Below are 15,651 nucleotides of genomic sequence, written 5' to 3'. Positions count from 1 at the left end.
CATGACTTACTTGACGCCGCCCAACCTCGACGACCGCCGCTTCGCCGATTTACTGCAGGAAGCCCGCGACCGCATTCGCCAGCAATGCCCGGAATGGACCGATCTAAGTCCGAGCGACCCGGGGATGGTGCTGCTGGAAGCCTTTGCCCATCTGACCGAGGTGATGATCTACCGCTTGAACCGCTTGCCGGAAAAAGCCTATATCGAGTTCCTGAACCTGATCGGGGTAAGGTTGCAACCGCCCGCTGCCGCGGTCACCAAATTGGTGTTTTCGATTCCGAAACCGTTGGGCCACGCCGTGGAAATCCCGAAAGGCGTGCGGGTGACGCTGGGCCGCGCCGGCTCGGGGCGGGAACCGCCGATCTTCACCACCAGCGAGGCGGTGGCGATTCCGGCCGGCAGTACCAGCGCCGAAAGCATTGCCTACCACTGCGACTGGGTGCGCGGCGAATTGGCGGGCAAGAGCGACGGCCAACCGGGATTTTTCGTCAACGCCAAACGGCCGCCCATCGTCGCTCCGAACCGCGACGGCCTCGATCTGGTGGTGGGGGTGGAGGCCGGAGCGGACGAAATCGAAGACCATACCTCGGCGCTGGAGTACGACGGCAAATCCTACATCGTCTGGCGCGAAGCGGAGAACTTCGCCAATCCGGGTTCGGACGGCAGAGTCTATCTGGTGGATCGGCTGACCGGGAAAATCGTGTTTACCCCGGCGCTACGGTTGCCCGATCCGGCCGGCGGCATGACGCCGCTGCAAACGCTGGCGCAAGTGCCGGCGGCCGGGCGGGAAATCCGGCTCTGGTATCGGCGCGGCGGCGGCGCGGAAGGCAATCTGGCGGCGAATACGCTGAACACATTGAAAGATCCGATCGTCGGCGTTGCGGTGACCAACCCGGAACCGGCCGCCGGCGGCAAAGCCGCGGAAACGCTGGAAAACGCGCTGATCCGCGGCCCGCAACAAATCCATTCCTTGGAACGGGTAGTGACGGCCCGCGATTACGCGCTACTGGCGGTGCATTGTTCCGGTGCGGCCAACCGCGCCAAGGCCTTTACCCGGGCCGACATCTGGAGCCACGCCAGACCCGGTACCGTCGAAGTCTTGATCGTGCCCAACCTGCAGGCGCCGGACGACTACAGTGCGCCGCTGACCGCCGAACAACTCTACGCTTTGGAAAGCGAGGAGGCCCGGCTGCGAATTCAAAACGCGCTGGCGGAACGCCGACCGTTGGGTACCGAATGCCAGGTCAGTTGGGCACGCTACAAAAACGTCACGATACGGACGCAGATCGTTACCCACCGCGAAGAAGATCCGCAGCAGTTGAAGCAGCGTTTGTTGCGCAAACTTTACCGCGGCATCAATCCGATCGAAGCCAACTCGGCGCAACCCTGGCCGTTCGGCCAACCGTTACGGGTGTTCGACGTCTACAAAATCCTCGGCGACGACCCCGGCGTCAAATCGGTCAACAATGTCCGGCTGTCGGTGCAACACGCGCCGAACGCCAATGTCGGCGCCCTGTGCGCCGACGCCTTCCAGAGCAAGACCTGGTACACGGCAACCCCGGCCGGGCTGTTCCGCTCCTCGAATGACGGCGAGGGCTGGGAGCTGATCGAGCCGTTTGCCGGCGAAAAAATCGACGCGATCAAGGCCTGGCCGAAACAGGCCGGCGCCGATCCGAAACATGCCGGCTTGCTGGCGATCAGCTCGCGCCTGCTCGACAGCGACGGCGCCAGCCGGGTCAGAGTCTCGCTCGACTGCGGCGAAAGCTGGCTGGATTACGTAGAGACCAATTTTCTGGTCGAGGACATGGCCTGGGTCGAGCGCGACGCCAAACTGGCGCTGTTGCTGGCCACCGAGAAAGGCCTGTTCGAACTCGGCGTGCCGTGGGACCCCGCGGCGGGCCCGAAACCGGTGCAATTCGACGCCGAGGACAACGAAATCCCGTTATACGCGCTTGCCGTTGCGGCCGACGCCTCCGGCTTGGTCAGCGTCGCGCTGGCTGCCGGCAATAACCGCGGCATATACCTGTCCAACAACGGCGGCCGCGCCGGCAGCTTCAGCGCCATCGGTTTGAAAGGCGAACTGGTCCGGCTGCTTGCCGTGCAAAACCAGGGCGGACATAGTTATCTATGGGCGGGAATCGGCGCACCGGGAGCCGACCCCGGCAAAGGTTGCTTCCGTTGGCGGCTGACCGGCACCAGCGATAACAACGAAGGCTGGAAAGGCTTTCAGGCCGGCTGGCAAGCCGGCAGTTGCAACGGTCTTGCTTTCGTCGGCGAAGAGGTATTTGCCGCCAGCCAACGCCTGGGGGTATTGAGCCTGAACACCAATTCCGCCGCGCCCGCTTGGAAAGCGCCGGACGCCAAATGCGGCTTACCGGTGCGCGATGTCGGCAGATTCCAGGCCGTCGATGCGATTGCCGCCGCTCCGGCCGGCAAAGCGCTGTTGCTGTGCGGCGGCGTCGAGGGGCTTTATCTGCGCGGCGCGGCCGGCGATTACCGCAATTGCTCGGCGGACAGTTTTGCGGACACCGTCACCGTGCCTTGCAATTGGCTGCTGTGTTCCGGCGCGCACGAACTCGAAGTGGTCAGCGAAGATGAAACGCCAAGCGATTGAACGCCTGCTGCCGGGCATATTCCAGCGCGGCCTGACGCCGCAGACGCCGCTGTTCGCGATTCTGGAAATCATGGAAGCGCTGCACGCGCCGGCCGAAGCGATTCTGGAAAACGTCGAAACCCGTTTTAACCCGTATCTGGCCGACGAGCGTTTCGTGCCGATGCTGGCCGCCTGGGTCGATCTGGACCGGCTGTCGCCGCTATCCGGTGCCGGCCGTGCAAACGGCGCGCCGCCGATCTCGACCGGTATCGAGCGCTTGCGCGAGCTGATCGCATCGGCCACCTTGCTGTCGAAATGGCGCGGGACCGCCTACGGCCTGAAATTGTTTTTACAGACTGCCACCGGCGACGCCGGTTTCGAGCTGAGGGAAAACGCCACGGCCGACGGTGCCGCCCGGCCGTTCCATTTGTGCGTGTTGGCGCCGGAACGACTGCGTCCGCACCGCGGCCTGATCGAACGGATCGTGGACCAGGAAAAACCGGCTTACGCGACCAGCGAAGTTTGTTTTGTCGCCGATGGCGGAACTTGAACCCGCTATCCGGGCAACACGGTCGAATCGGTTGGTAGCGCCGGCAGCGGCGGCTAACAAGCCGATATTCGTTTTATTTAACGTCACAGGAGATAACTACAATGACCGCAATCGTCAGTATCAAACAAGCGTCAGACAAGGTGGGTTGCGATAGCAACGGCAACGGCAATTGCAAGTTTTTCGTCACCAACGCCTACAACGACCGGCAATTGCTGCTCAAAGCCCGGGTCGTCACCGGCAGCGGCGCCGATGAAAAATGGTTCACGTCGATTCAGGCCGGCGCCAACGCCAAGCCGACCAGCGGTGCAATTTCAAACGAATGGAAGCTGGCGCCGAGCGCGACCGAGGAAATATCGGTCAATTTTCAAGTCCCCAAATCGGTTGCCGACGGCAAATATGCGTTCCACTTGCAGGTGTTTTCGGTGGATAGGCCGGACGACGACTTCAAGGACGGCGAACCGGTTTATCTGCAAATCCAGAACGCGGTGGCTCCGCCGCCCCCGCCCAAGCCGTTCCCCTGGTGGATTCTGGTGCTTGCGCTGGTGGTGCTGTTGACCATAGGCATAGCGGCTTGGTTGATGATGAAGCCCGACGATAACGGCCCGGTGGTCGAAAAAGCCAAAGTCCCCGACCTGAAAGGCATGATCTGGGACGAAGCCCAGCAACGGCTGAAGCAGGCGGGCTTGAGTAAATTCGAAACCAGCTTCAAATTCGATCCCAGCAAGCGCGATCCGATCGTGCTGGATCAATCTCCCGCTGCGGGATCAGCGGCCGAAGCGGAAACGACGGTGTCGGTGGTGTTGAGTTTTCCGGGCGTTGCCGTGCCGGACCTGAGAGGCAAATCGCTGCTCGCTGCGGCGCAAACCCTATCCAACAGCAATCTGGTGTTGGGCGAAGCCAAGTCGCAACCGACCACCGCCCAGCCGGAACAAACAGTCATCGAGCAAACCCCTGCTCCCGGCCAAGCCGTGGATAAAGGTACTCCGATCATGCTGACCGTGGCGACCAAGCCGACTCGGCCGGTGATCATTTGGGACCGCGATTTGACCGAGTTGATGACCAAACAAAATCGAGTGTTCAAAGTGTTGCCGCGCGGCATCGAACCGGCGGAACAGTAATAACGGATTGAAATTAGGAGATTCGATCGATGGAGCAAAACAAAGGCGTGATCATCGGCTTGGTTTTATTGCTATGCCTGTTTGCGCTGGCGCTGGCTTTGGGGTTTCGCCCCCGAGCCAACGACAAACCGGCCGGCGCCCGCAGCCAGAACCGGGAGGCCTCGCGCCTGAGCCAGGATAGTTGGCTGAGTGCGATGGACGATCTGCTGGCGCCGTTGGCGCCGGCGATCAAGCCGGCCGAAATTCATCCGTTGGATAACCATTGCCGGCGCGACGGCGGTACTTTGTCGCTCGGCGCCGGCTCGCCCTGCCTGATCAAAATCGACCCGACCCAAGCCGAACGCAGGACCTTGAATCTGCGCGGCGCCAACAATTATCAGTTGCTGATTCCGGTCGACGCCGGGGAGGCTTGTCCGCAAAATTCGGCGCCGGTCCGGGTCCGGGTCAGATTCGAATTGAACGACGCCGATTCGGACTGGAAAGAGCCTTTGTGTTGGAAACCGGCCCGCGATCCGCAGCATTTCAAGGCGCCGGTGTTGGCGAAAGGCGCCAATTTAACGCTGACCTGCGAAACCTGTAGCGATGGGCAAACCGCGCGCTTAGCCTTGGAATAAGCTCAGGCCAGCGCCCGGTCGACGCGCAAGGCCTTGACGATGGCCGGTAGCGAGCCGATCAGCAACACCAGGCTCCAGATCGCGCCCAGCACGCCGATCACCAAGGCCGCGATACAGTCGGTGATGCTGACCAGAAAACCCGGCACCAGACCGTGCAGGAAAGTGACCAGGATATTCGCCAACAAGGCCGTCAGCGTCAGCAGCACCAACCCCTTGTTCTGCAGGAATTGCTGCTGGGCCGCGACCAAAAAACCGCAAAAACCCAGCTTCAACAGCATGATCAGCGCCAGGGTGGAGGCCGCCGCGGCCTTGGCAAAATCGGCGAATCCGGCGAAATACAGCGCGGTGCCGAACGGCACCGCCAACAGCAACGAAACCATGACGCCTAACAAGGCGAGGGCAGCCATAATCATGCCAATCGACGCGATCAGACTCATTAAGCCGACGATAAAAGTCGCGATGCCTTGGATTCGGCCGTGAATGCGCTCCGGTACCAGCAGCGACACGCCGATCAACCCCACGGTGTAGAGCAAAAGTCCGTCGACCAGGGCCAGGTAGGGAATCCCCAAACCCGGCCGCGGCAGATCGCTTGGACTTTTCTGGCCGCTCGGCGCGGCGAAATCCAGAAACGATGCGCCGATGTCGATCAAAAACGCCAACGCCAACAGCACCAGTGCGACGGCAAAAAACGGCTTTCTCATGGTGTCCAACATAACGGTACCTCGTTAGCGGCTGCGCCCAATCGCGTACGGACAATACTACACCTAAACCGGCGAATTCGATGCGTTGTTACACCGGCCCGATTTTCCTATCTTTTTGCAGCCGGGAGGTGGATCGGCGGACCATAGTCCGGCCGCAATCGGACACTGGCCGAGCGGGATTGCGCCTGCGATAGCCCTGTCCGCCAAAATGGCGAATACGAACCGCTCCGCACAAGCCCGCAGGTAATATCAACCAAGCACCGGTAGTATATTGGGCGGAAAGCCGCGCGTTATCGGCGATTCGGATCGGGCATCGTTTTTGCCGATGGCTTGCTATCAAGGCGTTCGCTACGAATCTATTTGCCGAACAACCCGCGGCTCCGCCCGTTGCCGGCCTGTTTTCCACTCAAAACCAGCACACCGCATCATGATCACAATCACTGAAAACGAGTTAAAAGCCAAGTTAATTTCATCCGGATGGACATTTCACGATATCTGCGCAATCAAATGCGTAAATGCGCCATTCGAGGTATTGGAGTTGCTGATGCCGAAACTATACGAAGCCACCGGATTCGATAAGTACGAACTGTTCATTGTTGATATCGACGATAGCCGCACGACCGATCCGGGGGAAATTATTTTCGATTACACCTGCTGGGACGGCTACCTGCGCAGGAACGCCGATTCGCAGATGTTAATTTCCCGGGCCTTGGCGGTCTTATGCGATATCGATGCGTTTATCGCGAGCCACAGTTAGTTGAAGCGCGAATATCAGCGTTCCGGCAATGCGTTTAGTGCCGAAGCTTGCATACTGCCGAGCAGCTCGGTGATTTGCTCGTCCAGCTTAAACCGCAGTTCCCATTCCAGCACCCAATCGGCCGGCAGGCTGTCGATCCGGTGATGCTCGGCGTAACTGCGCTTGAGCTGGGCTTGGCGTTCCGCCGCCTGGTTGGCGCTGTCGCGCCGCTCGCCTTGCAATATTTCCGCAGTCTGCTCCAATGCCAGCGCCAGTGCCGCATCGAAGCCGAGGCTGTGCTGCTGCAGTTGCTCCGGAAACCGGCCGAATTGCTGGCCGCTTAACAAGCGGTAGCGTTTTCGGATCTGCAATAAAGACGACAACCGTTCCGCATCGCGCATGATCGCCCGCAATGCCGCGCGCTCGCGCACCTTGTCCGGCAGTCGGGCGTCCGGCTCCAACACGGCGTGTGCCAGCAAGTCCTGCGCTGCCGCCAGATCTTTTTCCGCCGCCAGGCGCAGCGGCAGCGTGTAACTGATCAAACGGCCGGGATCGGGCAGGCGTACCGTAAATTTCGCCAGCGTGCGCAATGCGGCGATGCAATGCTGGCGCGCCAGTACCGAGGAGCGCCGCGGCCATAGCGCATAATCAAGCACGCCCATCACCACCAAGCCCAGCAAAATGCCGATGACCCGGTCGCGCGGCAGATACAAATCAGTCACCGCGCCGAAATCGTGCAGTACGAACAATGCAAAGGAAAAGCCGAGCTGCCGGCCCAGATAAGCGATGCGGTCGCTGCCGGCGGTGATCCAGGCCGCCAGCGCCCATATCGGCGTCGTCGCCAAAGCAAAACCGATGACGGTATCGAACTGCGATTGCAACACCAACACGTAAAAGTAAGCGCACAGCCCGCCGATCGCGGCGCCGGAGATCCGCAACAACGACAGCCGATAGTCGGCGCCGAGGCTAGTCTGCGCCGCGACCAGGCAGGTCGGGATCGCGGTGTTGATATCCGGCCAGTCCAAAGCTTGCACGATCAGCATGCACAGAATCGCGCCCAGCGAGAATTTGATGCCGTATTGCAGGCTGTCGACGTGCTCGGCCCAAAATGGGTAACCGAGCCAGGCCGGGCGCCATTGCGCCATTGCCTCGTCGCCGGCTTTGCGGCCGCTATCGGCTGGGTCGCATTGCAATTGGCCGGCCAATGCCGCAATCCGTTGCAATGCGCGCCAGAAAGCGGTCATCAACGACGGCTGGCCGGCCAGGGAATAGCCGGCCAATATGGCTTCGTCGAGCGCGACTGCGCCGGGATTGGCGGCGGAGCCAGTCGCCGCCGCCAAGCTCTGTCGCAGCCCAACGCAAGCGTTTTGTAACGCCAGATAGACCGCCAATTTTTCCGGGCTGATCGGCTGCGCTCGATAATCCGCCGCCAGGCTATGGTCCAACCAGGACGCCAATTGGCGCAGGCCGTCGATTTCCAGCAACAAGGCCAGATAGGTGTCGCGCTGCCGACGCATGGTCGGATGCAGCAGTTCGGCATGGCCGAGCAGCGCTCGCAGCTTGCCAAACTGGCCGCCGGCCGCAGACTTGTGCAGCGGTTTTTGCTGGCCGGCGACGCCGGCATCGGCCAGGCGGCCGCTGAATATCGCGGCCACAGCCGCCAGCTCTTCGGCAAGCCCGGCTACCAATAACTGGCGCGGGTCTTGCGGTTTGATGCTCAGATGCACCAAGGTCCAGGTCCCCAAGCCCAGTACGCCGATGATAGGGATATTCCACAAGGCGCTGTGGATAGCGGCGGCGGGCGCATCCGGGTTGTATAACACCGGAATCGAATACCACAACGCAATACCGGTCGGCCACGCTATCAGCCGGGCATGGAACAAGGCCAACGCCATGATTGCGAACGACAGGCTCAGCAGCAGCCAGGGGTCGTTGCCGGCCAACACCAACGTCAATACCGCGATCAGCACGGTAACGAACAGGTAATACAACTGGCGCAAGCCGAACGCCAACGATTGGCCGGCATTGGCGTAGGCGTCGTAGCTGAGGCAGACCAGAATCGACAGCGCGCCCAGCGGCGGCACGTGCAAGGTCTGGCTAGCCAGCGCGATGATCAAACTTACTGCGAACAGGCGGGCGGCAGCGACCCGGCGGCCGGGAAAATCTTTCAGTTCGGCGCTTAGAAATTGGGCCAGGCCGGTGCCGAACCAAAACCGGCTATGGCCGGGATGGCCGTTGCGCGACCTCATCGCGGCGTTTGCGCGGTTTGGCTATCGCTTGGCGCCGGACGGCCCAGCACGGTGACGAACGCGGTCATGCCCATCCGTAACGGCCGTTCCGGGTCGCGCTCGAGGATTTCTATGCGCACCGGAAACCGCGACGCCAACATCACCCAATTCAAGCTGCGTTGTACCTCCGGCAACACGCCCTGTTGTTTGACGTTGTCCGGCGAATTGGCCCAGCCGATGCCGGTGACGACGCCGCGAAAGCGCTTGCCGGGGTAACCGACCAGGAACACTTCGGCTTCCTGGCCGGGCTGGATAGCTTGCAGATAGGTTTCCTTGAAGTCGGCGATCGCATACCAATGGCGGTCGTCGACCAGCGCGAACAATTGGCTGCCGACCTTGGCGTATTCGCCTTCGCGAGTGTTCAGATTGGTGACGTAGGCGTCGAACGGCGCCCGCACGAAGCAATATTCCAAATCCAGTTCGGCGGCGGTGACCTGGGCCTTGGCCGCCTCGACCCGGGCGTTGATATCGCCGACCTGAGCAATCAACGATTGGGCACGGCTGCTTTCGCTTTCGGCTTCCGCAATCGCGCTGGCCATCGCCTGCTCTTTCGCCACAGCGTCGGCCAATTCGGCGCGCGACGCATCCAGCCGCGAACGGGCCTGGCGAAGTTGGTCGCCGGTCACGTATTGTTTGTCGGCCAGCGGTTCCAGCGCCTGCAAACGGTGGTGCAAATACTCGTCCTCGGCGGCTATGCGCTTGATTTCAGCCGCTGCCGCCGCGCGTTGGTGGCGCAGGCGTTCGACCGCGCTTTGCGCGGAACTGCCGGACGCGCGCCGCGATTCGACCTCCTTCTCCGCCAATAGCAATTCGGCCTTGGCCTTATCCAATTTGGCCTGGTAAGGCCGCGGATCGATGACGTAGAGCAACTCGCCCTTGCGCACGAACTGGTTGTCCTCGACATGCAATTCGGTGATGCGGCCGCTGACTTCGGCGGTGATGCCGACGATGTTGGCGCGCACCATCGCGTCGTTGGTGCGCGGATGCTGGTAATTGATGCGCCAGACCATGCTGCCGGTAGCGACGGCGCCCAGCACGATCAGAATGCCGAGGATGCGGCCGATCAATATTCGGCGTTGCAGAAGATCGGGATTTTGCGAGGTTTCCATCGGCATCCTAGCGAGAATAAAACAACAGCCAAATGCTGAAGGTGCACAAGGCCCAAAGGCTGGGCGCGACCAGCAACGGCGGCCCCAGATGCGGCGCCAGCCGCAAGCGGACCAATTGCCACATCAGCAGCATGCTGGCGGCCAGGCCGGCCAAAATACAGACGATCCAGGCCGGCCAGAACGAACCTTGCAAGCTCAACATCGGATCGCAGCCGGTCAGCAATAAACTCGACGCAAGTATCGTTGCCGTTTTGGGCGGGGTTGCACTCGGCTTCATGGCGGCCTCCGGAGATCGCGGAATAATCGATGCGGCCCGCGGCCGCTGCCTTGTCCGGCACACGGCACAGGCTTGTGCTACACCGGCGGCCGCTCGGTATCTGACGCGAAGCCGATTCGGAACTATTCTAACCCCTATCCGGCAAGCCGATTATTTGCTGCTTGTTGTCAATTTGTTGCACCAATTTGGTTAGGCAGCTACGTTACTATATCAGCATTTTCTTCTGAAAGAGGCGCGCCAATGACGCTATTTCCCCGCAACGCGCAGCTTGCGCCGGATCGGCGGTTGAACCCGCCTCGAGCGCCTTGGTTAAAGTTAAACCCGGTGCGTGCCGTTCTGGCCTTGGCATTGCCGTTAGCGGCCTGCACGCCGCCATCGCAGTTGCGCACCGAAGTGGCGCCTGCCGCCGCAGCGCCGCCCCGTAGCGTGACCTGGTCGGAGTACCGGATGGCCAACGCTGCAACGCCCGGACCGACGACGGACTCTGAAGCCGCAACGCCGAAACCGGGGCAAAGCTACGATTTGCCGGCCCTGGTCGATCTGGCCTTGCAGACCCATCCGGAAACCCGGCAAAGCTGGGAAGAGGCCAAAGCCGCCGCCGCCCGAGTCGATAAACAGCGCAGCGCTTGGTACCCGGCGCTGACCGCGCTGGCCTTCGGCCAATACTTCAAAACCAGCATTCCGATCCCGGAAAGCGCACTGGTCAGCCACGGCTACGGCAGCTTCGCCGGCCTGGAACTGGCCTGGACCCTGTTCGATTTCGGCCGCCGCGAAGCGCTGGTCGACGCCAGCCTGCAACGCTTGGAGGCTGCGCAATCCGCGTTGACGCGCAAACACCAGCAAATCGCTTACCGGGTCGCGACCAGCTTTTTCACTTATCAGGCGGCGCTGGCCAAAGTCAATGCGGCCCAACAGACGTTTGCGGCGGCGGAAACCAACGCCGCGGCGGTCAGAGCCAAACTCCAACGCGGCTTTGCCACCCGCCCCGACCTGTTATTGGCCATTCAGGAACAAGCCAAAGCCAATTACGATTTGCAGGACACCCGCGGTTCGGTCACCCAGATTCGCGCCGAACTGGCCGCCAACATCGGCACTTCGCCGTCGCAGACGCTGCAACTGGTTGATTTGAGCCAGGTGGCGTTGCCGGACAAATTGGCAGCGTCGGTCGAAAATATCGTCGACGACGCCTTGGCCCAGCACCCGGAGCTGATGGCGCGGCTGGCCGAATTGCGCGCCCGCGAAGCCGAAGTCAAAAAAGCCCGTGCCGAGTTCTGGCCCAAATTGTCGGTAAAGGGCAATGTCGGCAACCAGTATTGGGGCGACGTGCATACCCGGCCGGCGAGCCGGCAAAACTATGCGTCCGACGATCTGGTCGGCAGTGCAATGCTGAATCTGGAATGGAAATTGTTCGACGGTTTCGAGCGCAACAGCGCGGTCAGGGAGGCCGAAGCCAAACAGCAGGCCAGCCAAGCCGAAGTCGAAGCCTTGCGCCTGGCCATCATGCGCGACATCTGGCAGGCCTATGCCGACACCAAAACCGCATTGGAAAAACGCGAATTCGCCTTGGCCCTGCTGCGCGCCGCCGAAGAATCGTTCGCCGCCACACAGGAATCGTACAATCACGGTTTCTCCACCGTGATCGAACTGTTGTCGGCGCAAAAGGATTTGGCCCGCGCCCGCTACACCGAAATCGACAGCCGAGCAGGATTGCTGAAATCGGCAACGGCATTGGTTTATGCGGCGGGGGGAAGAAACTCGGACGAATGAATGTATACAACCACGGCGGGGCCGTATGCTACAGCGGAACGACACCAGTGCATTTACTTGTCCACCTGCCTCCGGCGCTTGGAGCGGATAACCGCATCACGCCCGATTGAATCGAAATGGCTTCTGCATATCGAAAAGTGGCAAAGCAACGTCTCGATAACATCACCTTCACGGCGGGACGCGGCGAATATCGCCAACTGTCTAATGCCGACACGTGCGCTTTAGTGCCGGCACAGTTGGCGGCAGCTGAAGCCGCTTCTCCAGCTCATTGGCGGGTCGGGTAGCCGAGTTGTTACGATGTCTGGCTTGATCGAGTATCCGGTACGGTTTTCGTTCGCCGTGGTGCCGATGGAAATGCGGCGCGGGTTATACAACTTTTCGGCCACCGTTCAACTGAGTTTTGAGGGCATTCACCTTGTGCCGGATCGGCCTCTATTTTTTCGTACTCGTGCCTTGCGTGATTATGAGCGGCAGATCCATGCGCTGCCAAAAACCTGGAGAAATCGCAAAGACCAGGACGGCACGTTCGCACCACAGACGCCGCAGTTGGTCGTCCAGGCTTTGCGCAGATACCAAGCACATCGTTGGGGCAAGCGTATGCGATAGCCGCACGATGCTGGCCGGTTCTAACCGGGGCCAACGGCGGGCAAGTTGATTCAAGGCTTCTGTGCACGACTGCATAACGATGTTTTGGCGCAGCAAGGCCGCCAGCATACCGCCGTACCGAAACAAAGCCCCCATGCCTAACCCTTTCTTTGAGCTCGGCATTATGCATTCGCTGAGCATAACCGTTCCTCCATTCAGCATTGGCGGGGCTTCCGGTGTGTTTGGGGCATCAGGCTTGCCGCCTTGAGCGTATGCCCCCGGATATGCCCCCAAAAACACTTGGATGTGGGGGCATTTTTTCGGACGTCGTTGGGTGAAGTACAAACGAAAAAGCCCGCATTTAGCGGGCTTCGTGGATGTTACTGAACTACATTGGATGGTAAATTGGTGGAGGTGGGGGGAATTGAACCCCCGTCCGCAAGCACTCCGCCACAAGCTCTACATGCTTATCCCGCGCTTTTAATTTAACTGTTGACTACCCGTCGGGCCAAGAGGATCAACAGCGATTTCGATTGGATTTAGCGCTTCGGGCTCCGAACTAAGCCTTGGCGCGAGCTTATGTAATATGATCCCTGAACGTCCCCGAAAGGACTCCAGACGCATAAGTACATCTGGTCAGAGAAGTGGTGCAGGTTTTAAGCTGCTAAGGCCACTGAGTAGTTTTCGTCGTTTGCGAATACTTTTTTTCAGTAGGTTTTACGAGCTGTACTGTGCTCGGCATGCACCTGAGGTTTTGCTACCCACGTCGAAGCCATGTCACCCCCGGAATCTTCATTCTACCAAAACGATAAAAGAATTGCTCCTTAAGATAGGGGCAGGCCCGATAAGTTCAACCCTTTTGCACCGTCCGCATTCGCCTTGATTTCTGGCCGGAGCGCCGGCATTTAGTGTTACGGTTGAGTTGGCCGGCCAACGCCGCATTTGCCGATTGTTCGCCCGCCGGCTATGGTCTATATAATCCCGATCCCGATTGGGTTTGATCAACGTCAGTCACTGGAGGCATGGCGTGCAATACAAAGATTACTACCAAATTTTGGGCGTCAACCGCGACGCTGCCTTGGCCGACATTAAAAAGGCTTACCGCAAATTGGCGCGCAAATACCATCCGGACATCTCCAAGGAAGCGGATGCCGAAGCCAAAATGAAGGAAGTCAACGAAGCCTACGCGGTTTTGTCCGACACGGAGAAACGCGCTGCCTACGATCAACTCGGCCGCGGCTACCGCCCGGGGCAGGAATTCCATCCGCCGCCGAACTGGGATGCCGGCTTCGAATTTTCCAGTGGCGACGTCGGCGATTTCGGCGATTTTTTCAGCCAATTATTCGGCCGGATGGGCGCGCGCGGCCGCGGTGGCCCTTTCGAATCCCACGCCGGCGGCTTTCATGCCCAAGGCGAGGACCATCACGCCAAAGTGTTATTGGACATCGAAGACGCGTTCCGCGGCGCCACCCGTCAGATCAGTCTGCGGGTGCCGACCATGGACCCCAGCGGCCATGTCACCTTGAACACGCGGACCTTGAACGTCAAAATACCCAAGGGCGTATACGAAGGCCAGATCATTCGCCTCGCCGGTCAAGGCTCGCCGGGCATGGGCAACGGCAAGTCCGGGGATCTTTTGCTGGAAGTCCATTTCAATCCGCATCCGCAACTGCGCGTCGACGGTAACAATCTGCATATGACTTTGGCGGTGACGCCATGGGAAGCGGCACTCGGCGCGGTGTTGCCGGTCAATCTGTTCGATACCGGCCTGAAAGTGCGGATTCCGGAAGGCACCCAAAGCGGCCAGCAATTGCGCGTGCGCGGCAAGGGCATCCCTAGCGTGCCCCCTGGAGACTTGCTGCTGGATATACAAGTGGTGCTGCCGCCGGCCAACACCGCCAAAGCCAAAGAACTTTACGAAACCATGGCGCGCGAGCTGGCTTTCGATCCGCGCGCCGCACACAGGAGTTGAGCCATGCCCGGATCGTTGACCGCTATTGCCATTGATGCCATTCTCGAGGAACACGGCCTGACCCTACAGCAACTCGCCGCACTGTGCGCGGTAGACCACAACTGGATCAACCAACATGTGGAAGAGGGTTTGCTGACGCCAACTCAACACGGCGGCGAATGGCGCTTCTCCAGCGCCACGCTGCTACGGGTCAGGCGCATCGCCAACATCGAGCGCCAGTTCGAGGCATTACCGGAGCTGGCCGCGCTGGTCGCCGACATGCAGGAAGAAATCGATGACCTGCGCCGGCGCCTGCGCCGGGCCGGTCTGGAATAAGCGATGAATCACGCGATCCAAAATAGCCACCGCTGGCTGAACCGGCTACAAACCGTTTTATTAATCGCCGCGCTGCTGGGGATTTGCGCGCTGGCTGGCAGTCTGTTATTCGGCGACGACGGCATCTGGATGGCATTAGCGGCGGCCGGCTTCGGTTTGTTGATTACGCCCGGCACCGCTTGGCGCCTGACCTTGAGTTTCTATCGGGCCCGGCCGATTTATCCGCAAGAAGCCCCGGCGCTTTGGCAAATGCTGGAAACGTTGGCCGAACGTGCCGAACTGCCCAGCGTGCCGACGCCTTACTTCTTCCCCAGCCCAGTCATCAACGCCTTTGCCGTGGGCAGCCACGAGCAATCGGCGATTGCACTGAGCGACAGCCTGTTGCAACGTTTATCGACCCGAGAACTGGCCGGCGTGCTGGCCCACGAAATTTCGCATATTGCCAACAACGATTTGCGAGTGATGAGTCTGGCTGATGCGGTTAGCCGCATTACGGCCATTTTTGCCAGTCTGGGACAACTGTTTCTACTGCTAAGCATTCCGGCCATGCTGTTTACCGGCGTAACCTTCGAATTCAACTGGCCGGCAGTAATGCTATTGCTGTTTTCGCCGCACTTGGCTCTGCTGGCGCAACTGGGCTTGTCCCGTACTCGCGAATACGACGCCGATTTGAATGCGGCGATGCTGACCGGCGACCCGCTGGGTTTGGCGCAAGCGCTGGCCCATATCGAACAAGCCAGCAAGGGCTGGCTGGCCGTGTTGTTTCCAGGTTGGGGCAATCCGGAACCCTCCTGGCTGCGCACCCATCCGCCGACCGAAGAACGGATTCGCCGTCTGCAAGCTCTGGTACCGGCGGCACCTAGTCATTGGCTGAATTACGCGCCGTTACTGGGCTATAGCGTGACGCCAATCCGGCGAGCACCGCGTTGGCGAATCGGTGGCTTGTGGCGATAACATCCGTCCCCTCTTGTTTTTACTGCCTTAGCCCCAAATTTAAGCACCATTCCCTTCGCGTTCGCGAAGACT

General features: G+C 60.3%; 14 protein-coding genes and 1 other RNA gene. 10 read left to right on the top strand and 5 right to left on the bottom strand.

The genetic code is table 11. The features are described from left to right. Position 1 precedes the first annotated feature (1 nt). The 4 genes from NP603_RS07585 (at position 2) to NP603_RS07570 (ending at position 4,875) form a co-directional block, all read left to right on the top strand. Positions 2-2,614 carry a putative baseplate assembly protein gene (locus NP603_RS07585; protein WP_256610313.1) on the top strand — a complete coding sequence of 871 codons (2,613 nt, stop codon included), beginning with the start codon at positions 2-4 and terminating at the stop codon, positions 2,612-2,614. Beyond that, positions 2,595-3,143, top strand: a complete 549-nt coding sequence (locus NP603_RS07580) for a phage tail protein (protein WP_256610312.1) — start codon at positions 2,595-2,597, stop codon at positions 3,141-3,143. Before NP603_RS07585 ends, NP603_RS07580 begins: the two co-directional genes overlap by 20 nt. 101 nt (positions 3,144-3,244) lie before the next feature. Continuing rightward, the gene (locus tag NP603_RS07575; RefSeq protein ID WP_256610311.1) at positions 3,245-4,261 is read left to right on the top strand and encodes a PASTA domain-containing protein; all 1,017 of its coding nucleotides are present in this window, start codon (positions 3,245-3,247) and stop codon (positions 4,259-4,261) included. Between the two features lie 29 nt (positions 4,262-4,290). Continuing rightward, positions 4,291-4,875 carry a hypothetical protein gene (locus tag NP603_RS07570; protein WP_256610310.1) on the top strand — a complete coding sequence of 195 codons (585 nt, stop codon included), beginning with the start codon at positions 4,291-4,293 and terminating at the stop codon, positions 4,873-4,875. Between the two features lie 2 nt (positions 4,876-4,877). Here NP603_RS07570 and NP603_RS07565 read toward each other — a convergent pair whose 3' ends face one another. After that, entirely contained in the window at positions 4,878-5,588 is a 711-nt protein-coding gene (locus NP603_RS07565; protein WP_256610309.1) for a hypothetical protein, read from the bottom strand. A gap of 415 nt (positions 5,589-6,003) precedes the next feature. Between NP603_RS07565 and NP603_RS07560 the strand changes: the two genes are divergently transcribed. Further along, positions 6,004-6,333 carry a hypothetical protein gene (locus NP603_RS07560; RefSeq protein ID WP_256610308.1) on the top strand — a complete coding sequence of 110 codons (330 nt, stop codon included), beginning with the start codon at positions 6,004-6,006 and terminating at the stop codon, positions 6,331-6,333. Between the two features lie 14 nt (positions 6,334-6,347). Here NP603_RS07560 and NP603_RS07555 read toward each other — a convergent pair whose 3' ends face one another. From NP603_RS07555 to NP603_RS07545, 3 genes are read right to left on the bottom strand one after another with little or no spacing between them, the layout of a single operon-like run. Then, positions 6,348-8,561: an FUSC family protein gene (locus NP603_RS07555; protein WP_256610307.1), complete on the bottom strand. Its 2,214-nt coding sequence runs from the start codon at positions 8,559-8,561 to the stop codon at positions 6,348-6,350. Continuing rightward, the gene (locus tag NP603_RS07550) at positions 8,558-9,709 is read right to left on the bottom strand and encodes an HlyD family secretion protein (protein WP_256610306.1); all 1,152 of its coding nucleotides are present in this window, start codon (positions 9,707-9,709) and stop codon (positions 8,558-8,560) included. The genes NP603_RS07555 and NP603_RS07550 overlap by 4 nt, the downstream gene beginning before the upstream one ends. A gap of 7 nt (positions 9,710-9,716) precedes the next feature. Next, the gene (locus NP603_RS07545) at positions 9,717-9,986 is read right to left on the bottom strand and encodes a YtcA family lipoprotein (RefSeq protein ID WP_256610305.1); all 270 of its coding nucleotides are present in this window, start codon (positions 9,984-9,986) and stop codon (positions 9,717-9,719) included. 240 nt (positions 9,987-10,226) lie between these two features. On the opposite strand from NP603_RS07545, the gene NP603_RS07540 reads away from it, so the two are divergent. Both NP603_RS07540 and NP603_RS07535 read left to right on the top strand, forming a co-directional pair. Further along, positions 10,227-11,753, top strand: a complete 1,527-nt coding sequence (locus NP603_RS07540; protein ID WP_256610304.1) for a TolC family protein — start codon at positions 10,227-10,229, stop codon at positions 11,751-11,753. A 297-nt stretch (positions 11,754-12,050) separates the two neighbouring features. Next, positions 12,051-12,359 (top strand): hypothetical protein, encoded by a 309-nt coding sequence (locus NP603_RS07535; protein WP_256610303.1) that lies wholly within the window; start codon positions 12,051-12,053, stop codon positions 12,357-12,359. Between the two features lie 385 nt (positions 12,360-12,744). Here NP603_RS07535 and ssrA read toward each other — a convergent pair. Further along, positions 12,745-13,123, bottom strand: a transfer-messenger RNA (tmRNA) gene (gene ssrA / locus NP603_RS07530). A 242-nt stretch (positions 13,124-13,365) separates the two neighbouring features. On the opposite strand from ssrA, the gene NP603_RS07525 reads away from it, so the two are divergent. The 3 genes from NP603_RS07525 to NP603_RS07515 are packed head-to-tail and all read left to right on the top strand — an operon-like array spanning position 13,366 to position 15,579. Continuing rightward, a complete protein-coding gene (locus tag NP603_RS07525) occupies positions 13,366-14,310 on the top strand; it encodes a DnaJ C-terminal domain-containing protein (protein ID WP_256610302.1) in 945 nt (314 codons plus the stop codon). A 3-nt stretch (positions 14,311-14,313) separates the two neighbouring features. Beyond that, on the top strand, positions 14,314-14,625 hold the full coding sequence (locus NP603_RS07520; protein WP_256610301.1) for a chaperone modulator CbpM: 312 nt from the start codon (positions 14,314-14,316) through the stop codon (positions 14,623-14,625). A gap of 3 nt (positions 14,626-14,628) precedes the next feature. Continuing rightward, the gene (locus tag NP603_RS07515) at positions 14,629-15,579 is read left to right on the top strand and encodes a zinc metalloprotease HtpX (RefSeq protein ID WP_256610300.1); all 951 of its coding nucleotides are present in this window, start codon (positions 14,629-14,631) and stop codon (positions 15,577-15,579) included. The last annotated feature ends 72 nt before the right edge of the window (positions 15,580-15,651 follow it).

The sequence above is a fragment of the Methylomonas aurea genome (genome assembly GCF_024505045.1).
GTDB lineage: Bacteria > Pseudomonadota > Gammaproteobacteria > Methylococcales > Methylomonadaceae > Methylomonas > Methylomonas aurea.
This window is presented reverse-complemented; position numbering and strand designations above follow the sequence as displayed.